An 18,346-nucleotide genomic window follows, 5' to 3' on the forward strand; every position below is an offset into this window, starting at 1 on the left:
GGTTTACGAAGGGGCGTCGAAATATCCGTCGATATCGCGATGCCCTTCGAGGATGTCGACCACCTCGAAGCGGTCGTCCGCATAGCGGAAGAAGATCACATAGCCGCGAAAGGCGAAGCTGCGGATATCGGGCCGCAGTTCCGGCCGCGGGCGCCCCATTTGCCCGGGCAGGCCGGCGAGATGGCGGCATTGCCGGCGCAGGAGATCGACGAAGCCCCGGCCCGTGCCGATGTCGCCGCTCTCGCGGGCGATGTAGGCGTGGATGTGGAGAAGATCGGGCCTTGCGCTTTCCAGATAGACGAGGCGCGGCAAGTCACGTGCCTTCGCGGGCGAGAACGGCCTCCTGGGCATCGAGCGCCGCGTCGAGCTCCTCTTCGCTGACCGCGCCGCCCGCCGCGATCGAGCGATCCAGCATCCGGCGAAGCGCCGTCAATTTCGCCTCCCGCTCCTCGACGAGACGAAGCCCTTCCCGCACGATCTCGCTCGCCGAACCGTAGCGCCCGTCCCTGACGGCCTGCTCGACGAATTTCTCCCAGCGGTCGCCGATGGAAACGTTCATGGGTTTTCTCCTGCTGTCGAGAAGAAGCATAACACAGGTTGCGCAATAATTGCTATCCGGCGCGGCTCGACATCTGAGAATCAGGCCGTCAGCCAGTTCTCGACCTTCAGCCCGGGATAGGCGGCGAAGTCGCGTTCGTTGTTGGTGACGAGGACCGTGTCGAGGGAGACGGCATGGGCGGCGATCAGCTTGTCGAGATGGTCGCTGCGGCGCTCCCGCGTCGCCTTGCGGACGGGGCCGTAGGCGCGGCCGGCGGCCGCGTCGAAGGGCATGACGGGGATCATCTCGATCAGGGCTTCGAGATTGCCGGCCTCGCGGGCGCTGTCGGCCGCGACGGCAACGCCATATTCGAGCTCCGCATGAGTGATCGCCGAGATCACCACGTCGCCGACCTGACAGGCGGCGAAGCGCTTCGCCACCTGCTCGGGCTGGTTCTTCATCAGGTAGATGCACATGTTCGTGTCGAGCATGTAGCGCGGCATCAGAGCGGGTCCCGCTCCGTCTGCTCCTGATCGCCCCGCCCTTCCGCCAGGAAATCGGGATCGAAACGGGCGAAGCGCTCCAGCACGCCGGCGAGCGAACGCCGGGCGGGGCGGATGCGCAGCTCGTCGCCGACGCGCTCGATCTCCACCTCGATGCCGGTCCGCTCATAGGCCAGTTCCGCCGGGATGCGGACCGCCTGCGAATTGCCGTTCTTGAAGACGCGGGTCATGTGCATGCTTCTCATCCTTCCTCGACGGCGGATCATAGCATGCGGCGTCCCAAGAGTACACACCTTGTATGTACGCTTACGTCGGTGCCGAAAGATGCTCGTGCACGGCGACCCAGCGGCCTTCAGGGCCGCGGGAGAAGACGATGGTCTCGCGTTCGTTGCTGGTCACGGCCTCGCCGCCGAAGGAGAGGTCGGTTTCCACCGCGTGGGTGAAGATCGCGACGTCGCCGACGAGCTGGACCTTGCGGTCCGTCGAGCGGCAGCCGGTGACGCGAAAGCCGTCGCGCGTCTCCCAGAGCGCCCATTCCGCCTCGTAGGCCGCGCGGCAGTCGAGGCGGCGGTCGAGATTGTGGAAGACGAAGGTGGCGTCGGGGGCGAAGGCGGCGAAATAGGCGTCGCGGTCGTGGCGCGCGAAGGCCTCGACCAGCGCGTCGGCGGCGGCGAGAACGGCGGTTTCCGTCATGGTATTTTCCTGGCTGTCAGACGATGCGGGCGCTGCTGATGAGGGCGGCGACCGGGCGGTGCTGCGCGGCGACGCGCGCTTTCAGCTCCTCGAGCGTCATGGCCTCGACCTTGCAGAACTCGATGAACATCTGGTTGAGATTGTTGAAGAAGACCTCGCCGACGGCGCGGGCGTCGACGGTCGAAATCACCGCGCCGCGGGCCTGCAGCGCGGCGACGAGGTCGGCGACCTGCGCCGAGAGCTGGCCGTCCAGCTCCGTGTAGCGGCGCGAGAGCGGCGTGTCGGGCTGCTGGATGGAGATCGCCATGGCGGTGCGCCACATCTCCTTCGACAGATAGACGAGCGAGTGGTCGTAATAGGTCTCGACGAGGGCGCGCAGCGCCTCCTCCACATGGAGCGGCGGATTGGCGAGGATGCGGCTGCCCGCCTCCAGCACCTCCGTCACCTCCATCGCCACGGTGGCGACGAGGATGTCGCCCTTGTTCTGGTAGTAGTTGTAGAGCGTGCCGACGGAGACCTCCGCCATCTCGGCGATGTCCTCGATGCGGGCGCTGTCGTAGCCCTGCTGGCGGAAGAGCGCGGTCGCGGCTTCCAGGATGCGGCGCGCCCGGTCGGCCTTCTGTTTCGCGCGCAATCCGGCCATCGGCCCCTCCTTTGTAGTTCCCTCAAAATTGATATTGACTTAAAAAATGAACTCGTTCAATCTTTTTCTCAAGGCACCTGAACGAGTGCCGTTTGTCGAGGCAAAGGCTTCCAGCCAGAGGGAAAGATCATGAGGAAAACCGTTTCCGCCGCGCGCATGCGCCGCCTGCTTCTCGTCACCGCGTCCGCCGCGCTGCTCTCGGCCTCGGCCGCCTCCGCCCAGGAGACGCTGAACGCGCTGGTCTGGTGCGACCACACCGATCCCGGCCTGATCGAGCCGTTCGAGAAGGCCAACGACGTCAAGGTCAATCTCAAGGAATACGAGGGCACCGGGGCGGCGATCTCCATTATCGAGCAGTCGCGCCCCGGCGACTGGGACGTGCTGGTGATCGACGCCGTCGACGTGCCGCGCGCCATCGACATGGATATCCTCGGCGAGATGCCTGCCGACCAGCTGCCGCTCGCCGATCTCTTTCCCGAGGTGCGCATGGACGAGACGACGACGAAGGACGGCAAGGTCTACGCCGTCACGGAGAAGTTCGGCTACAACACCATCTCCTTCGACAAGACCAAGGTCGACCCGGCCGACATGGAGGATCTCTCGGTCGCCTGGTCGGAGAAATACAAGGGCCGCATCGCGCTCTACGACTATTATCTCCCCATGGTCGGCCTCACCGGCGTCGGCATCGGCAAGAAGACCGCGGACCTCACCGAGGCGGACCTGCCGGAGATCAAGGAAAAGCTGTTCGAGATGAAGAAGGTGTCGCGCCAGGTGAGCGACGTCGTCGCCTCGCAGACGGCGCTCGCCACCGGCGAGGTCGACATCGTCATCGGCGGCGGCGAATGGCTGACGGCCGGCCTCGTCGCGGAAAAGCCGAACCTTGACTGGACCGTGCCGAAGCAGGGCGCGTTGCGCTGGGCGCAGTCGATCGGCGTCTTCAAGGATTCGGAAAAGCGGGACCTCGCGCTGAAATTCGTGCAGTATATCGTCAGCCCCGAGGGCCAGGCGCGGCTTGCCACCTCCTCCTGCTACTGGGCGATGCCCGCCAACGCCAAGGCGGGCGAGCATCTCTCCGACGCGCAGAAGGCCGTGCTGCGCTGGGACCGGCAGCCGGAATATCTCAAGAACACGCAGCTCTATCCCGTCGCCGACGCCGATCTCGATGCGGCCATGCAGGACGTGTGGACGGAGATGCTGCAGCAGTAGGGAAAGCGCGTCGAGGTCTGCCCTGTCGGCTGCGACGTTGCCGTTTCCCCTTCTCCCCGCCGGGGAGAAGGTGGCCCACAGGGCCGGATGAGGGGCAAGTTCGCCGTATTCTGCCTGCGGCACCCCCTCATCCCGCTGCCGCGACCTTCTCCCCGCGGGGGAGAAGGAGCAGGAGGCACCCTCGTCATTCCATAGTCGGTACCCTGCCGTAGGGACGCCGAGCTGGCAGAGGGGGCCACGGAACATCCGTCTCCATCAGAAAGCGCGAACGGAGAACCGCATCCATGACCGCCACCCCTCTCGAACGCGCCGAGCGCCGCAAGGCCTGGGCCTTCGCCCTGCCGGGGCTTCTCTGGACGGGGCTGTTCTTCCTGGTGCCCTTCGCCTACATGGCGATGCTGAGCTTCTGGACGCGGCAGGGGCGCGAAGTCGTCGCCACCTGGACGCTTGATAATTACGTCGCCTTCTTCGAGAAGGCCCATCTCTTCAAGGGTCTCGTCGTCTCGCTGGAGATCACCGCCGCCGTCACGGTCATCTCCGTGCTGCTCGCCTATCCGCTCGCCTGGATCATCGCCGAGCGCGTGCCGAAGCGCTGGCAGCGCTTCGCCTTGATCATGGCGATCCTGCCCTTCTGGACCTCCTATGTGGTGCGCTCCTATTCCTGGCTGCTGGTGCTGTCCAAGGGCGGGGTCGTCAACCAGGCGCTGCTCTGGACCGGCCTCCTCTCCGAGCCGCTGGAGCTCTCGGCCAACCGCACCGGCACGATCATCGGCTTCGTCCACTTCTTCGTCATGCTGCTGACGCTGACGATCTATGCCAACCTCATCCAGCTTTCGCCGAACTACCGCCGCGCGGCGGCCGATCTCGGCGCGAACGCCTTCCAGACCTTCTGGCACGTCGTGCTGCCGCTGACGCTGCCCGGCATCATGGTCGGCGCGTTCCTCACCTTCGTGCTCTGCATCGGCGACTACATCACGCCGCAGATCCTCGGCGGCAACAACGAGCTGGTGCTGCCGCAGGTCATCATGCTGCAGCTCGGCCGCCGGGCGGATTTCCCGATGGCGGCAGCACTGTCGCTGGTGCTGATGGTCGTCGTCACGCTCGCCTATGTCGCCTGCGCCCGCTGGCTGAAGATGGAGAGGACGTGACATGCGCCGTCTGACCGCCGCCCTTTCCGCGCTCTACGCCGGCCTGATCTACCTCTTCATCTTCCTGCCGGTCGTCGTGCTGGTGCTGTTCTCCTTCCAGGACGGCACGCTGCCGGTGCCGCCGCTGAACGGGCTGACGCTGCGCTGGTACGAGGCCGTCCTCTCCGACGGCAAGCTGATGGCCGCACTCGGCAATTCGCTCCTCGTCGCCGTCCTTTCCTCCGCGCTCGCCTGCCTGCTCGGCTTCCTCGCGGCCTACGCCTTCGCCCGCTACCGGCTTCCGGCCTCCGCGCTGCTTCGCGGCCTCCTCGTCGCGCCGATGACGGTGAGCACGCTGATCATCGGGCTTGGCCTGCTCTCGGTGCTGAACGTCACGGGGCTGAGGCTGTCGCTCGTCACGGTCGGCATCGGCCATGTGGTGATCAACCTGCCGCTCTGCTTCGCCGTCATCTACGCCTCGATGGGCGGCCACCAGGTCAATATCGAGCGGGCGGCGCGTGATCTCGGCGCGAAGGACTGGCAGGTGATGGCGCTCGTCACCGCGCCGATGCTGATGCCGTCGATCCTCGCCGCCTTCTTCCTCTCCGTCACCTTCAGCTGGGACGAGTTCATCGTCGCCTTCCTGCTCTCGCGCTTCGACGTGACGCTGCCGGTCGAGATCTGGAGCATGCTGCGCTCCGGCCTCGACCCCAAGACCAATGCCGTCGGCAGCCTCGTCTTCCTCGTCTCGGTCGCGTTCCTGCTGGTCATGGAGCTCGCCGTGTTCAGAAAATCCGGGAGGTCCTCATGACCGCAGACGTCTCCATCCTGAACGCCACGAAAGTCTTCGGCGCGTTCCGTGCCCTCGACGACGTCTCGCTCGACATCGCCGCCGGCGAGTTCATCGTGCTGCTCGGGCCGTCCGGCTGCGGCAAGACCACGCTGCTCTCCATCCTCGGCGGCTTCCTGGAGCCGACCTCCGGCACGATTTCGATCGGCGGCCGCGACATGACCCACGTCTCGCCGGCGAAGCGCCCGACGACGACCATGTTCCAGGACTACGCCCTCTTCCCGCACATGCGCCTCCTCGACAATGTCGGCTTCGGCCTCAGGATGCGCGGCATGGCGAAGGCGGAGCGGGACGAGAAGGCGCTCTCCTATCTCGACCTCGTCGGCCTCCGTGCCTCGGCTGCGAAGAAGCCGCACGAGCTTTCCGGCGGCCAGCGCCAGCGCGTGGCGCTTGCGCGTGCGCTCGCCGTCGATCCGGACGTGCTGCTGCTCGACGAGCCGCTCGGGGCGCTGGACCTGAAGCTCCGCCGGCAGATGCAGGACGAATTGAAGGCGATCCAGAAGCGGGTCGGCACCACCTTCGTCCATGTCACCCACGACCAGGAGGAGGCGATGGCGATCGCCGACCGCATCGTCGTGATGAACAAAGGCCGCATCGAGGATGTCGGTACGCCGGCCTCGATCTACATGCGGCCGCGCTCGCTGTTTTCCGCCGGCTTCATGGGCGAGGCGAATTTCCTGCCGGCCAAGGTGCGCGGGCTTTCGGCAAACGAGGCTGAGGTCGAGACGGCGCTCGGCCGCGTCGCGCTTCCCGCCTCCGCCTTCGTCTCCGGCATGCCGGCGGCGGGCCGCGACGTGACGCTCTGCATCCGCCCGGAGCATTTCCGCAGCGCGAGCGCCGCTGTGCCGACCGTCTCGCTCGGCCGCGGCCGCATCACCGGCAGCGCCTTCTTCGGCACGCATCACCGCTGCCATGTCGCCGCCGACGGCACGGCGCTGACCGCGCACCTGCCGCAGACCGAGGAGCCCGAGGTCGGCGCCGAGCTTGACCTTCGCCTCAAGGCGGATAGCATCGTCGTGCTTCAGGACGGAGCGGGAGTGGGACATTAAATGCAGCGTATCCGCCCGGAGGATTGGTACAGCGTGCGGCGCCTCGACGACGGCGTCACCGCCATTTCCGAGCCCTATATCCAGGAATTCTACCGCTGCAACGTCTGGCACGTGCGCGGCCGCGACGGCGACATGCTGGTGGACAGCGGCATGGGCGTGGTGTCGCTCCGCGAATGGGTGCCGCTCGTCACGGAACGGCCGCTGACGGCGGTGGCGAGCCACACCCATTTCGACCATATCGGCTGCCACCACGAGTTCGAGTGCCGCGCCGTCCACGCCGCCGAAGCCGGCCTCCTCGCCAATCCGACGCGGGAGAACACGCTCGCCGACCCCTACGTCACCGACGGGATCTTCGATGCGCTGCCGCCGGAGCCCTATTGCTCGGCATGCTACGCGGTGAAGCGCGCGCCGGCGACGCGCATCCTCGAAGACGGCGACGTCATCGATCTCGGCGACCGCCGTTTCGAGGTGATCCACACGCCGGGGCACTCCCCTGGGGGTATTGCGCTCTACGAGAAGGCGACCGAGATCCTGTTTTCCGGCGACATCGTCTATGACGGCCCGCTGATCGAGGATACCTATCATTCCGACGCGGCCGACTACCTCGCCTCCATGGAACGGCTCCTCGCCCTGCCCGTCCGGCTGGTGCACGGCGGCCATTTCCCGAGCTTCGGCGGCGAACGCTACCACCAGCTCATCCGAAGCTGGCTCGACGAGAAACAGAAAATCTGAAGGGAGACCGGAATGCTCGACAAGCGCAAGTTCTACATCGACGGCCAGTGGGTGGACCCGCTCACGCCGAACGACCTCGAGGTGATCAACCCGGCGACGGAAAAGCCGATCGCCGTCATCTCCATGGGTACCGCCGCCGACATCGACCGGGCCGTCGCGGCCGCCAAGAAGGCCTTCGCCACCTACAGCCAGACGAGCGTCGACGAGCGCATCGCGCTCCTCGAAAGGCTGCTCGACGTCTACAAGCGCCGCTACGAGGAGATGGCCCGCACCATCACGCTGGAGCTCGGCGCGCCGATCACCATGAGCAAGGAGCAGCAGGCCGACGTCGGCGTCGGCCACCTGCAAGGCTTCATCGACGGGCTGAAGCGGCTGAAGGGCCGCGAGGTCCTGCCGAACGGCGACGTCGTGCGCCGCGAGCCGATCGGCGTCGTCGGCCTCATCACGCCCTGGAACTGGCCGATCAACCAGATCGCCCTCAAGGTCGTGCCGGCGCTCGCCACCGGCTGCACCTGCGTGCTGAAACCGTCCGAGTTCACGCCGCTCAACGCGCTGCTCTACGCCGAGATGGTGCACGAGGCGGGCTTCCCGGCCGGCACCTTCAACCTCGTCAACGGCGACGGTCCGGAATGCGGTGCTGCGCTGTCGCGCCACAAGGACATCGACATGATGTCCTTCACCGGCTCCACCCGCGCGGGCATCGCCGTCAGCAAGGACGCGGCCGACACCGTCAAGCGGGTGACGCTGGAGCTCGGCGGCAAGTCGCCGAACATCGTCTTCGCCGATGCCGACCTCGAAGACCGCGTCGCCGGCTCCGTGCTCGAATGCTTCAACAATTCCGGCCAGTCCTGCGACGCGCCGACCCGCATGCTGGTCGAGCGTTCCGTCTACGACAAGGTACTGGAGATCGCCGAGCGCACCGGCAGGCAAGCGAAGGTCGGCAATCCGGAGGAGGAAGGCGGCCATATCGGCCCGCTCGTCTCGCATATCCAGTTCGGTCGCGTGCAGGCGCTGATCGAGGCGGGTGTTTCGGAAGGCGCGCGCGTGCTGGTCGGCGGCCCAGGCAAGCCGGAGGGCTTCGAGACCGGCTATTTCGTCCGCCCGACGATCTTCGGCGACGTGAACAATTCGATGCGGATCGCCCGCGAGGAGGTGTTCGGCCCGGTGCTCGCCATCATCCCCTTCGACACCGAGGAGGAGGCGATCGCGATTGCCAACGACACCAATTACGGGCTCGCCGCCTATGTCCAGACCGGCGATCCGGAGCGCGCCGAGCGGGTGGCGGCAAAGCTGCGCGCCGGCATGGTGCACATCAACGGCGGGCCGCACCGCTACGGCAGCCCCTTCGGCGGCTTCAAGCAGTCCGGCAACGGCCGCGAGGGCGGCATCTTCGGCCTTGAGGACTTCCTTGAGGTGAAGACCGTGCACCGGCCGGAAGCCGCCTGACCATGACGATCCCGAAGACCATGAGGGCGGCGCTCGCGGAGAGCGCCGCCTCCCCCCTCGTCATCCGCGATGTGCCGGTGCCCGTGCCCGGCCGCGGCCAGCTCCTCGTGAAGCTGGAAAGCTGCGGCGTCTGCCACTCCGACCTGCACATCCGGAACGGCGACGAGCATCTGCCGGACGAATTCTATCCGCTGATCCTCGGCCACGAGGGCATCGGCCGCGTCGTCGCCGTCGGCGAGGGCACGGAGACGAAGCTTTCGATCGGCGACCGCGTCGGCCTGCCCTGGCTCTACGACACCTGCCTCGATTGCAGCCCGTGCCTGACGGGGGCGGAGACCTTCTGCCAGCACCAGCATGCCCGCGGCCTGCACCGCCCCGGCGCCTTCGCAGAATATGCGCTGCTCGAGGCCCGCTTCGCCTGCACGATCCCCGACGCCGTCGATCCGCTGCAGGGCGCGCCGCTGCTCTGCGCCGGGCTGACGGCCTGGAGCGCGCTGCGCAAGACCGCACTCCGGCCCGGCCGGACGGCGATGGTGATCGGCTGCGGCGGCCTCGGCCAATATGCGATCATGATCGCCAAGGCCCATGGCGCCAACGTCGTCGCCGTCGACCGCGATCCGGCCAAGCTGGAGGAGGCGCGCCGGCGCGGCGCGGACCATCTGGTGGAGGCCGGCCCCGAGGCGGGGCTCAAGGTCAAGGCGCTCGGCGGCGCCGACGTCGCCGTCAATTTCGCGCCGACACCGGCGGTCTGGGCGACCATCGAGCAGGCGGTGAACCCGATGAGCGACATCGTCGCCATCGCGCTGGTGCACGATCCGGTGCCGCTGTCGATGATGTGGCTGATCGACGGCGGCCACCGCGTCTTCGGCTCCTCGGTCGGCTCGCGGCAGGACCTGCGCGATTTCCTCGCCTTCGCCGCCCGCCATCCGCTTGCGATCGACATCGAGACGATCCCGCTTGCCAGCGTGAACGCTGCGCTCGACCGGTTGCAGGCGGGGGACGTGGCGGGGCGGGTCTGCATCGACTTCTCGCTGTAAGCGGTCCCTCGCCTCACCCCCTCTGCCCTGCCGGGCATCTCGCCCAAGGGCAGGGCAATCGCATATGGCATTCGGGGGTGCCGCCTGCCCCTTCTCCCCGGCGGGGAGAAGGTCGCGGCAGCGGGATGAGGGGGTGAGCGAAGCGAAAGACGGTGCCCCCTCATCCGACCCTTCGGGCCACCTTCTCCCCAAGGGGAGAAGGGGAAAACGGCCATGTCTTGCCATATGCGATTGCCCTGCCCTTGGGGGAGATGCCCGGCGAAGCAGAGCGGGTATCGGGGAAAAGGGACTGATACTCCGCAAACCCGTCCGCCCCCACCCCCTATTTCTAACCATCCCGTCTGGCTGGAAGCTCGGCGTTCTGCTACTGGCTGTTCGCAGCATTCGAGGCCCCGCCGGGGCCTGCCCGTATCCCGGACCGTTCCCTTGGCCGACCTCCCGCTTCCTCACGCCGCCCGCTCCTCGCACAACCGCCTCGCCCTCCTTGCCCTTCTCGCCGGCGCGGTCGCCATCGGCGGGTCGCCGATCTTCGTGCGCCTGTCCGAGGTCGGGCCGGTGGCGACGGCCTTCTGGCGCGTGGCGCTCGCCTTCCTGCCGTTCCTCGGCGCGCTGCGCTTCTTTCCGCCGGCGACGGCGGACACGCGGCCGTCCGGCCTGCGCGACTACCTGATGCTGCTCCTGCCCGGCGTCTTCCTCACGATCGACCTTCTGGCCTGGCACCTCTCGCTCGACATGACCTCGGTCGCCAACGCGACGCTGCTTGCCAACCTCGCGCCCGTCTTCGTCACGCTCGGCGCCTGGCTCCTCTTCCGGGCGAAGATCACCCGCATCTTCCTTGCGGGCCTCGCCATGACGCTTGCCGGCGTCGTCATCCTCAAGGGCGGGCCGCTGGCGATGGGCGGCGGCGAGATCGCCGGCGACGCGACGGCCATCGTCGCGGCGATCTTCTATGCCGCCTACATGCTCGCCATCGGCTATGTGCGCACGCGCTTCTCGACGCTGCGCATCATGGTCTGGTCGACCTTCTCGACCGCCCTGCTCGTGCTGCCCTTCGCGCTCGTTTTCGAGGATGTGCTGGTGCCCGTCACGCTCTACGGCTGGGCGATGCTGCTGGGGCTGGCGCTGGTCTGCCACGTCGGCGGCCAGGGCCTCGTCACCTATGCGCTCGCCTACCTGCCGACGGCCTTCTCCTCGCTGACCCTGCTGCTCCAGCCGGTCGTCGCCGCGGTGCTCGCCTGGCTGCTGCTCGGCGAGGCCGTCGGGCCGATGCAGGCGATCGGCGGCACGATCGTGCTTGCCGGCATCCTCGTCGCCCGCCGCGGCTGACGAGGCTCTTCGTCACCGCCGCATTCGTGCGACGCCGGGTGATTCCACCCGGCTGCAAAATGCTCAGTGATTGTGCCGCGGCGGCGTCGCGGCGATGCCGCGGAAGTCGGCGGCCCCCTCGATCACCGCGCCGTCGGCAAGTTGCGTCACCGTCTGGCGGTAGAGCCGCTGCCAGGGCGTGGCGTCGGCCGGCACCGGCGGGATGCCGTCGGCCTTGCGCCGCTCGATCTCCGCCGCATCCACCAGCATGTCGCAGCGGCCCTGTTCGAGGTCGATGCGGATCGTGTCGCCGGTCCTGACCCAGGCGAGCCCGCCGCCGGCCGCGCTTTCCGGCGAGGCGTTGAGGATCGACGGGCTGTCGGCGGTGCCCGACTGCCGCCCGTCGCCGATGGTCGGCAGGCTGGTGATGCCGCGTTTCAGGAGATGGTCCGGCGGCTGCATGTTGACCACCTCCGCCGAGCCCGGCCAGCCGAGCGGCCCCGCGCCGCGGATGACGAGGATCGTCCGCTCGTCGATGCCGAGCGCCGGATCGTTGATGCGCGCGTGATAGTCCTCCGAGCCGTCGAAGACGACCGCCCTGCCCTCGAAGACGCCGTCCCTCAGATACCGTTCGCGGAACTCCGGCGAGATCACCGAGGTCTTCATGATGGCGAAGTCGAACAGGTTGCCCTTGAGCACGAGGAAGCCCGCCCGCTCCTTCAGCGGTGCGCCGTAGGGGCGGATCACCTCGCGGTCGGTGGCGGCGCGGCCTTCGAGGTTCTCCGCGACCGTCCGCCCGGTGACGGTGCGACAGCTGCCGTCCAGCTTTCCGGCGTCGAGCAGCTCGCGCATGACGGCCGGCACGCCGCCGGCGCGGTGGAAGCGCTCGCCGAGGAAGCGGCCGGCGGGCTGCACGTCGGCGAGAAGCGGGATGTCGTAGCCGTATGCCTGCCAGTCGTCGGGGCGGAGCTCCACGCCGGCGTGCTTCGCCATGGCGGCGAGGTGCGGCTGGGCGTTGGTGGAGCCGCCGATCGCCGAATTGACGCGCACGGCGTTGAGGAAGGCCTCTCGCGTCAGGACATGCGAGGGGCGGATATCCTCCAGCACCAGCTCGACGGCGCGCCGGCCGGTGCGGTAGGCCATCTGGCCGCGCTCGCGATAGGCGGCGGGGATGGCCGCGCAGCCGGTGAGCGACATGCCGAGCGCCTCGGCCATGGCGTTCATCGTCGAGGCCGTGCCCATCGTGTTGCAGTGGCCGACGGAGGGCGCGGAATCGAGCGCCGCCTGCAGGAATTCGTCCTCGTCGATCTCGCCGGCGGCGAGCTTGCGGCGCGAGCGCCAGATCACCGTGCCGGAGCCGACGAGGTCGCCCTCGTGCCAGCCGTCGAGCATCGGCCCGCCGGAGAGCACGATGGCCGGGATGTCGACGGTCGAGGCCGCCATCAGCGACGACGGTGTGGTCTTGTCGCAGCCGGTCGTCAGCACCACCCCGTCGATCGGATAGCCGTAGAGGATCTCCACCAGGCCGAGATAGGCGAGGTTGCGGTCGAGCGCCGCCGTCGGCCGCTTGCAGTTCTCGAAGGTCGGATGGGTCGGGAACTCGATCGGGATGCCGCCGGCGTCGCGGATGCCGTCGCGCACGCGCTTGGCGAGCTCGATATGGTGGCGGTTGCACGGGTTGAGGTCGCTGCCGCTCTGGGCGATGCCGATCACCGGCCTGCCGGCGCGCAGCTCCTCCGGCGTGATGCCGCAGTTCATGAAGCGCTCGAGATAGAGCGCCGCCAGGTCGATATGCTCACGGTTGTCGAACCAGTCTTGGGAGCGCAGCCTGCGTGCCGGTTTCTCGTTCTTCGTCATCGTCCTCGTCCTTCCGCCGGATCGGCCTGAATGTCCCACCGGTGCGGCCGGCGATCAACCGGGGACGGGCATGAATGCGCCGTGCTGATCCAGCCATCAAAATTGCTGACTGGATCGTGCCTCGCGAATGTGCCAGAGCCCTGGCTGCTAGAGAGAGACCGCTCCGCCATGACCATCGCCGCCTCCCCTGCCGCCTCCGGCTCCGCCGTCCGCCTCGGCGTGCTGGCGATGCTCCTCGGCATGCTGATGTTCTCGCTGAACGACGTGATGGGCAAATGGCTGGTCGCCACCTATTCCGTCGGCCAGCTCATGCTGATCCGCAGCCTCGCCGCCCTCGTCGTTCTCTCGCCCTTCTTCTGGCGCGTCGGCTGGCGCCGGCTCGTCCGCGTCGACCGGCCGAGGCTCCATCTGCTGCGTTCGGTGCTCTTCGCCTGCGAGTCCTCCGGCTTCTATTTCGCCGTCGGCTACATGCCGCTCGCCGACGCCATGACCTACTGGCTGGCTGCTCCCATCTACGTCGCCGCCCTCTCGCCGCTGCTTCTGGGCGAGAAGGTCGGCTGGCGGCGCTGGACGGCGATCCTCGTCGGCTTCGCCGGCGTGCTGATCGCGCTCGAGCCGTCGCGGGAGACGTTCACGCTGCCCGCGCTGACGGCGCTCGGCGGCAGCTTCTGCTTCGGGCTCGCCATGGTGCTCGGGCGGACGCTGCGCGCCGCGCCGGACACGACGCTGGTCTTCTGGCAGATCGCCGGGGCGACGGCGCTGGCGGGCATATGGTGTCTCGTCGACCCGAAGGGCTGGACGCCGACGAGCGTCGGCGATTTCTCCCAGCTCTGCCTGCTCGGCATCGTGGCGATGGGCGCGCACATGCTGGTGAACCGCTCGCTGAAGCTCGCCGACGCCAGCGCCGTCGTGCCGCTGCAATATACGCTGCTGCTGTGGGCGATCGCCTTCGGCTGGATCTTCTTCGGCGATGCGCCGCGGCCGGTCATGCTGCTCGGCGCGGCCTTCATCGTCGCCTCGGGCCTCTTCATCTTCTTCCGCGAGCAGCAGTTGAAGCGTCGCGGCGCCTGAGGGCGGCATCAGGGCACCTGCGCGCCCGTCGCCGTCACGTAGATCGAATAGAGCGAATTGGTGGCGGCGACGAAGAGCCGGTTGCGCCGCGGCCCGCCGAAGGTGAGGTTCGCCACGGTCTGCGGCACGAGGATCTTGCCGAGGAGCGCGCCGTCTGGCGCGAAGCAGTGCACGCCGTCGCCGGCACTCGACCAGAGGTTCCCGGCCATGTCGGTGCGGATTCCATCCGGGATGCCGTTGTCGATGTCGCAGAAGACCCGGCCGTTCGTGAGCCGGCGGCCGTCGGCGAGGTCGAAGGCGCGGATGTGGCGCGGCAGGCTCTCGTCGTGGCTCGCGCCGGAATCGGCGACGTAGAGCACGCGTTCGTCCGGCGAGAAGGCGAGCCCGTTCGGCTGGTTGAAATCGCTGGCGACGGCCTCGATCGCGCCGCTCGCGGGGTCGAGCCGGTAGACGTTGCGCGTCTCCTGCTCGGGTTCGGCGCGGTAGCCCTCGTAGTCGGAGAGGATGCCGTAGGTCGGATCGGTGAACCAGACGCTGCCGTCCGATTTCACCACCACGTCGTTCGGGGAGTTGAGCCGCCGGCCCTGATGGTGTTCGGCAAGGACGGTGATCGTGCCGTCCGGCTCCGTGCGGGTGACGCGGCGCGCGCCGTGCTCGCAGGAGACGAGCCGGCCCTCCCTGTCGCGGGTGTGGCCGTTGGCGAAGTTCGAGGGCTCGCGGAAGACGGAGACGCCGCCGCCCGGCGTCCAGCGCAGCATGCGCTGGTTGGGGATGTCGCTCCAGATGAGCTGGTTGGCGTCGTTGAACCACACCGGCCCCTCCGCCCAGCGGCAGCCGGAATAGAGCTCCTCCAGCCGGGCATTGCTGACGATCAGGTGGCGGAAGCGCGGATCGCGGATGTCGTAGAGGGGATCGCTGGCCATGGGAAAGTCCTGAATTAGCGCGCGCCGGGCTGGCGACCGCCCGCCAGCATGATGACGCTGATGATGATGAGGCCGGTCATGATGAGGCGGATGCCCGCGCCGAGCCCGTAGGTGTTGAGCATGGAGACGACGAGGAACATGAAGAGCGAGGCGCCCCAGATGCCGGGCACGTTGGAATCGCCGCCCGCCACCGCCGTTCCGCCGATGACGACGACGGCGATGGACATCAGCAGGTATTCCGCCCCCATGTTGAGCGCAGCCCCGCCCGAGAAGCAGGCGAGCAGGTAGCCGGCGAGCGAGGCGAGCACCGCGCAGAAGACGTAGGTGACGAAGCGCACGCCGTCGACCGGGATGCCCGCCATGCGCGCCGCCGCCATGCTCTGGCCGATGGCGGAGATCCAGCGGCCGTAGATCGTCTTCTCGAGCAGCACCCAGGCGAGGAGCGAAAGCAGGAGGGCGACCAGCGCGACGTTCGGCACGCCGAGCGTCATCGAGGTGGTGAAGTCGGCAAGGACGGAGGGCGGCTTGATGCGCAGGCCGCGGTTGGTCCAGATCGCCGCCGACTGGACGATGAAGCTCATCGACAGCGTGGCGATGATCGGCGGGATGCGCAGCGCCTTGATGAGCGCGTAGTTGGCGATGCCGACGGCCACCCCGATCAGGACGGCGACGAGAAGGCCCGGCAGGATCATGCCGTTCTCCACGTTCATCAGCTTCAGCGCCACCGTGCCGGCGAGCGTCATCGTCGCGGGGACGGAGAGGTCGATATTGCCGGGACCGAGCGTGATGACGAACATCTGGCCGATGCCGACGACGATGGAGAAGGCGGCGAAGGTGAGCGCGGCCTGGCTGAGGCCCAGCGTGCTCGCTCCCCCCGTCACCATGATCGTCGCGAACCAGACGACGAAGGCGGCGATCCACGACCAGATCCAGGGTTTTCGCGTCAGACGGGCGAGCGCGCTCATCGGCCCTTCTCCCGGTTCTCGATGCGGTTGAGGAGGAGGCGCAGCGCCAGCACGACGATCAGGATCGCCCCCTGCGCGCCGATCTGCCAGTCGGGCGAGATGCGCAGGAAGGAGAGGAAGGAGCCGGCGAGCGTCAGAGTCAGCGCGCCCACGACGGCGCCGATCGGCGAGACGCGCCCGCCGATGAACTCGCCGCCGCCGAGGATGACGCCGGCGATCGAGAGCAGCGTGTAGCGCAGCGCGATATTGGCGTCGGCCGAGGTGGTGAGCCCGACCAGCGCGATGCCGGCGGCGACGGCGAAGAGGCCGGCGAGCCCGTAGGCCATGGCGCGGGCGTAGACGACCGACCAGCCCGCCCGCTCGACCGAGCGCTGGTTGCCGCCGACGCCGCGGATCAGCACGCCGAGCGAGGAGCGCATGACGAGGAAATGGGCGATGACCGCGATGAAGACGCTGGCGACGATGGCCATCGGCACGAAGGGGGGCTTGGCGGTCATCAGCGTGCGCACCCAGTCCGGCGCCTGCCCGCCGGGTGCGGGCAGCATCAGCACGGCGAGCCCCGCCCAGACGAAGCTCATGCCAAGCGTGACGACGATGGAGGGCAGGTTGCGCAGGTGGATGACGACGCCGAGCCCGGCATAGACGAGGATGGCGCCGGCGAGGATGAGGACGCCGAGAAGCGGCGCGTCGCGCAGGAAGGTGGCGGTGACGCAGGCGACGAAGCTGACGAAGGTGCCCATCGACAGGTCGAGGTCGTTCACCGCCATGATCAGCATCTGCGCGATGGTGGCGAGCGCGATGGGCACGGCGAGGTTGAAGAGCAGGTTCAGCCCGACATAGCTCATCGCCCGCGGCTGCAGCCAGAAGACGGCGGCGAGCAGCACCGTCAGCGACAGCGCCGGGATCAGGAGACGGATGGCGTCGGCGGAGAGGCGGAGCTTCATGCGGCAGTTCCCTCGAAGGAGGCGGCGAGGATGCTCTCCTCGGTGACCGCCTCGCCGGCAAGCTCGGCGACGATCGCCCCCTCGCGGAAGACGTAGACGCGGTCGCAGAGGCAGACCTCCTCCATCTCCGTCGAGTACCAGACGAAGGTGCGCCCGTTTGCCGCCTCCTGCCGGACGATGTCGTAGACCTCCTGCTTGGTGCCGACGTCGACGCCGCGCATCGGGTCGTCCATCAGCACGACCGGCGCGCGGGTGGAAAGCGCGCGGGCGAAAAGCACCTTCTGCTGGTTGCCGCCGGAAAGCGAGAGGATGCCGTTTCCCATGTCCCGGGTGCGGATCTCGATGCGTTTCCTCCAGTCGGCGCCGCGTTCGGCTTCCGCGTCCGCCTGGACGAGGCCCTGCCGCGACAGGTCGCCGAGCGAGGCGATGGAGAAGTTGCGCAGGATGCTCCAGAGCTCGAAGACGCCGTTGAGCCGCCGGTCGCCGGCGACGAAGGTGACGGCGGGGTCCTTCCGCGGCAGCCAGTCGCCGCTGCTGGCCGCATGGAGCTTCATCAGCATGCCGGTCTGGCCGTGGCCGGCAAGGCCCGCAAGCCCGACGATCTCGCCGCGCCGTGCCCGGAACGGCAGGCCGCGGCCCGCGTGCTCAAGCACGACCGGTGCGTTGGCCAGGTCGCGGGCGGCGCGGCGGCGCTCCTCGCCCTTGACGACGCTGCCCATCGCCTCGACGAGACTGTGCTCGGTGAAATCCGCCGCCGGCCGCTCGGCGACGATGCGGCCATCCTTCATGACGACGATGCGGTCGGCGGTGGACAGGATCTCGCCCAGGATGTGCGAGATGAAGATGACCGATCCGCCCGCGCCGACGAAGCGGCGCACATGGGCGAGCATCTGCTCGGCGAGGCTCGCGTCGAGCGAGGAGGTCGGCTCGTCGAGGATGACGAGGCGGGGCGTAATACCGGCGTCGGAGAAGGCCATGGCGATCTCGACCATCTGCCGCTCGGCGATGGAGAGCTCGCCGACGCTCAGCTCGCAGTCGATACCGTGGCCGGGGAAGACGGTGTCGAGGCTCCTGCCGATGATCGCCCGGGCGCGAGCGCGCCAGCCGAAGCCGCCGAGCTGGCGGTGCATCAGCCGCGTGTTCTCGACGACGGTGAGGTTGGGGCAGAGCGACAGCTCCTGGAAGACGCAGCGCACGCCGCGGCTGCGCGCGGCGATGATGCCGTAGCGCGCGATGACCGCGCCGTCGCCGGAGACGGTGCCCTCATGCGGGGTCAGCCCACCGTTGATGACGCCGACGATGGTGGACTTGCCCGCGCCGTTGTGGCCGACCAGCCCGACGCATTCGCCGGGCATGATGGCGAGCGTGACGCCGTCGAGCGCCTTCACCGCCCCGAAACTCACCCTGGCGCCGGCGACCTCGATCACCGCCTGCAACGCTTGCCCTGTCATCGATGC

At 68.2% G+C, this 18,346-nt stretch carries 20 protein-coding genes; 9 read left to right on the top strand and 11 right to left on the bottom strand.

Annotated features, from left to right (window positions below; all coding sequences use genetic code 11):
- Positions 1-3 precede the first annotated feature (3 nt).
- The 6 genes from NNZ72_RS15130 to NNZ72_RS15155 form a co-directional block, all read right to left on the bottom strand.
- Positions 4-312 (bottom strand): type II toxin-antitoxin system RelE/ParE family toxin, encoded by a 309-nt coding sequence (locus NNZ72_RS15130; protein WP_257316190.1) that lies wholly within the window; start codon positions 310-312, stop codon positions 4-6.
- A 1-nt stretch (position 313) separates the two neighbouring features.
- Positions 314-559: a type II toxin-antitoxin system ParD family antitoxin gene (locus NNZ72_RS15135; protein WP_257316191.1), complete on the bottom strand. Its 246-nt coding sequence runs from the start codon at positions 557-559 to the stop codon at positions 314-316.
- A gap of 80 nt (positions 560-639) precedes the next feature.
- Entirely contained in the window at positions 640-1,041 is a 402-nt protein-coding gene (locus NNZ72_RS15140; protein WP_257316193.1) for a type II toxin-antitoxin system VapC family toxin, read from the bottom strand.
- Positions 1,041-1,277, bottom strand: coding sequence for an antitoxin (locus NNZ72_RS15145; protein ID WP_257316194.1), 237 nt, complete (start codon positions 1,275-1,277; stop codon positions 1,041-1,043). Before NNZ72_RS15145 ends, NNZ72_RS15140 begins: the two co-directional genes overlap by 1 nt.
- 70 nt (positions 1,278-1,347) lie before the next feature.
- On the bottom strand, positions 1,348-1,734 hold the full coding sequence (locus NNZ72_RS15150; RefSeq protein ID WP_257316195.1) for a YybH family protein: 387 nt from the start codon (positions 1,732-1,734) through the stop codon (positions 1,348-1,350).
- Between the two features lie 16 nt (positions 1,735-1,750).
- A complete protein-coding gene (locus NNZ72_RS15155; protein ID WP_257316196.1) occupies positions 1,751-2,377 on the bottom strand; it encodes a TetR/AcrR family transcriptional regulator in 627 nt (208 codons plus the stop codon).
- Positions 2,378-2,506: 129 nt separating this feature from the next.
- On the opposite strand from NNZ72_RS15155, the gene NNZ72_RS15160 reads away from it, so the two are divergent.
- From NNZ72_RS15160 to NNZ72_RS15200, 8 genes are all read left to right on the top strand, one after another.
- A complete protein-coding gene (locus NNZ72_RS15160; RefSeq protein WP_257316197.1) occupies positions 2,507-3,583 on the top strand; it encodes an extracellular solute-binding protein in 1,077 nt (358 codons plus the stop codon).
- A 284-nt stretch (positions 3,584-3,867) separates the two neighbouring features.
- A complete protein-coding gene (locus tag NNZ72_RS15165) occupies positions 3,868-4,731 on the top strand; it encodes an ABC transporter permease (protein WP_257316198.1) in 864 nt (287 codons plus the stop codon).
- A gap of 1 nt (position 4,732) precedes the next feature.
- On the top strand, positions 4,733-5,521 hold the full coding sequence (locus tag NNZ72_RS15170; RefSeq protein WP_257316199.1) for an ABC transporter permease: 789 nt from the start codon (positions 4,733-4,735) through the stop codon (positions 5,519-5,521).
- Entirely contained in the window at positions 5,518-6,609 is a 1,092-nt protein-coding gene (locus NNZ72_RS25535; protein ID WP_371747764.1) for an ABC transporter ATP-binding protein, read from the top strand. Before NNZ72_RS15170 ends, NNZ72_RS25535 begins: the two co-directional genes overlap by 4 nt.
- Entirely contained in the window at positions 6,610-7,341 is a 732-nt protein-coding gene (locus NNZ72_RS15185; protein WP_257316200.1) for an MBL fold metallo-hydrolase, read from the top strand.
- 12 nt (positions 7,342-7,353) lie between these two features.
- Positions 7,354-8,787, top strand: a complete 1,434-nt coding sequence (locus NNZ72_RS15190; protein ID WP_257316201.1) for an aldehyde dehydrogenase family protein — start codon at positions 7,354-7,356, stop codon at positions 8,785-8,787.
- A gap of 2 nt (positions 8,788-8,789) precedes the next feature.
- Positions 8,790-9,824, top strand: coding sequence for an alcohol dehydrogenase catalytic domain-containing protein (locus tag NNZ72_RS15195; protein WP_257316202.1), 1,035 nt, complete (start codon positions 8,790-8,792; stop codon positions 9,822-9,824).
- A gap of 426 nt (positions 9,825-10,250) precedes the next feature.
- Positions 10,251-11,150, top strand: a complete 900-nt coding sequence (locus NNZ72_RS15200; RefSeq protein ID WP_257316203.1) for a DMT family transporter — start codon at positions 10,251-10,253, stop codon at positions 11,148-11,150.
- A gap of 63 nt (positions 11,151-11,213) precedes the next feature.
- Here NNZ72_RS15200 and NNZ72_RS15205 read toward each other — a convergent pair whose 3' ends face one another.
- Entirely contained in the window at positions 11,214-12,986 is a 1,773-nt protein-coding gene (locus tag NNZ72_RS15205; RefSeq protein ID WP_257316204.1) for an IlvD/Edd family dehydratase, read from the bottom strand.
- 168 nt (positions 12,987-13,154) lie between these two features.
- Between NNZ72_RS15205 and NNZ72_RS15210 the strand changes: the two genes are divergently transcribed.
- Positions 13,155-14,057, top strand: coding sequence for a DMT family transporter (locus NNZ72_RS15210; RefSeq protein WP_257316205.1), 903 nt, complete (start codon positions 13,155-13,157; stop codon positions 14,055-14,057).
- Between the two features lie 8 nt (positions 14,058-14,065).
- Here the strand turns inward: NNZ72_RS15210 and NNZ72_RS15215 are convergent, their stop codons facing one another.
- Genes NNZ72_RS15215 through NNZ72_RS15230 form a run of 4 tightly spaced genes read right to left on the bottom strand, consistent with a single transcriptional unit; the run spans position 14,066 to position 18,340 of the window.
- Entirely contained in the window at positions 14,066-14,980 is a 915-nt protein-coding gene (locus NNZ72_RS15215; protein WP_257316207.1) for an SMP-30/gluconolactonase/LRE family protein, read from the bottom strand.
- Positions 14,981-14,994: 14 nt separating this feature from the next.
- Entirely contained in the window at positions 14,995-15,945 is a 951-nt protein-coding gene (locus NNZ72_RS15220) for an ABC transporter permease (protein ID WP_257316209.1), read from the bottom strand.
- Positions 15,942-16,889 (bottom strand): ABC transporter permease, encoded by a 948-nt coding sequence (locus tag NNZ72_RS15225; RefSeq protein WP_257316211.1) that lies wholly within the window; start codon positions 16,887-16,889, stop codon positions 15,942-15,944. The genes NNZ72_RS15220 and NNZ72_RS15225 overlap by 4 nt, the downstream gene beginning before the upstream one ends.
- Positions 16,886-18,340 carry a sugar ABC transporter ATP-binding protein gene (locus NNZ72_RS15230; RefSeq protein WP_257316212.1) on the bottom strand — a complete coding sequence of 485 codons (1,455 nt, stop codon included), beginning with the start codon at positions 18,338-18,340 and terminating at the stop codon, positions 16,886-16,888. Before NNZ72_RS15230 ends, NNZ72_RS15225 begins: the two co-directional genes overlap by 4 nt.
- Positions 18,341-18,346 lie beyond the last annotated feature (6 nt).

The sequence above is a fragment of the Shinella pollutisoli genome (assembly GCF_024609765.1).
In the GTDB taxonomy this organism is placed as follows: domain Bacteria; phylum Pseudomonadota; class Alphaproteobacteria; order Rhizobiales; family Rhizobiaceae; genus Shinella; species Shinella pollutisoli.

Bases quoted from the DNA above. Each gene is read 5' to 3' on its own strand.
- NNZ72_RS15160 (WP_257316197.1), top strand. From the start codon at position 2,507: ATGAGGAAAACCGTTTCCGCCGCGCGCATGCGCCGCCTGCTTCTCGTC.
- NNZ72_RS15225 (WP_257316211.1), bottom strand. From the start codon at position 16,889: ATGAAGCTCCGCCTCTCCGCCGACGCCATCCGTCTCCTGATCCCGGCG.
- NNZ72_RS15210 (WP_257316205.1), top strand. From the start codon at position 13,155: ATGACCATCGCCGCCTCCCCTGCCGCCTCCGGCTCCGCCGTCCGCCTC.
- NNZ72_RS15140 (WP_257316193.1), bottom strand. From the start codon at position 1,041: ATGCCGCGCTACATGCTCGACACGAACATGTGCATCTACCTGATGAAG.
- NNZ72_RS15165 (WP_257316198.1), top strand. From the start codon at position 3,868: ATGACCGCCACCCCTCTCGAACGCGCCGAGCGCCGCAAGGCCTGGGCC.
- NNZ72_RS15220 (WP_257316209.1), bottom strand. From the start codon at position 15,945: ATGAGCGCGCTCGCCCGTCTGACGCGAAAACCCTGGATCTGGTCGTGG.
- NNZ72_RS15145 (WP_257316194.1), bottom strand. From the start codon at position 1,277: ATGCACATGACCCGCGTCTTCAAGAACGGCAATTCGCAGGCGGTCCGC.
- NNZ72_RS15205 (WP_257316204.1), bottom strand. From the start codon at position 12,986: ATGACGAAGAACGAGAAACCGGCACGCAGGCTGCGCTCCCAAGACTGG.
- NNZ72_RS15190 (WP_257316201.1), top strand. From the start codon at position 7,354: ATGCTCGACAAGCGCAAGTTCTACATCGACGGCCAGTGGGTGGACCCG.
- NNZ72_RS15215 (WP_257316207.1), bottom strand. From the start codon at position 14,980: ATGGCCAGCGATCCCCTCTACGACATCCGCGATCCGCGCTTCCGCCAC.
- NNZ72_RS15155 (WP_257316196.1), bottom strand. From the start codon at position 2,377: ATGGCCGGATTGCGCGCGAAACAGAAGGCCGACCGGGCGCGCCGCATC.
- NNZ72_RS15150 (WP_257316195.1), bottom strand. From the start codon at position 1,734: ATGACGGAAACCGCCGTTCTCGCCGCCGCCGACGCGCTGGTCGAGGCC.
- NNZ72_RS15195 (WP_257316202.1), top strand. From the start codon at position 8,790: ATGACGATCCCGAAGACCATGAGGGCGGCGCTCGCGGAGAGCGCCGCC.
- NNZ72_RS15230 (WP_257316212.1), bottom strand. From the start codon at position 18,340: ATGACAGGGCAAGCGTTGCAGGCGGTGATCGAGGTCGCCGGCGCCAGG.
- NNZ72_RS25535 (WP_371747764.1), top strand. From the start codon at position 5,518: ATGACCGCAGACGTCTCCATCCTGAACGCCACGAAAGTCTTCGGCGCG.
- NNZ72_RS15170 (WP_257316199.1), top strand. From the start codon at position 4,733: ATGCGCCGTCTGACCGCCGCCCTTTCCGCGCTCTACGCCGGCCTGATC.
- NNZ72_RS15185 (WP_257316200.1), top strand. From the start codon at position 6,610: ATGCAGCGTATCCGCCCGGAGGATTGGTACAGCGTGCGGCGCCTCGAC.
- NNZ72_RS15135 (WP_257316191.1), bottom strand. From the start codon at position 559: ATGAACGTTTCCATCGGCGACCGCTGGGAGAAATTCGTCGAGCAGGCC.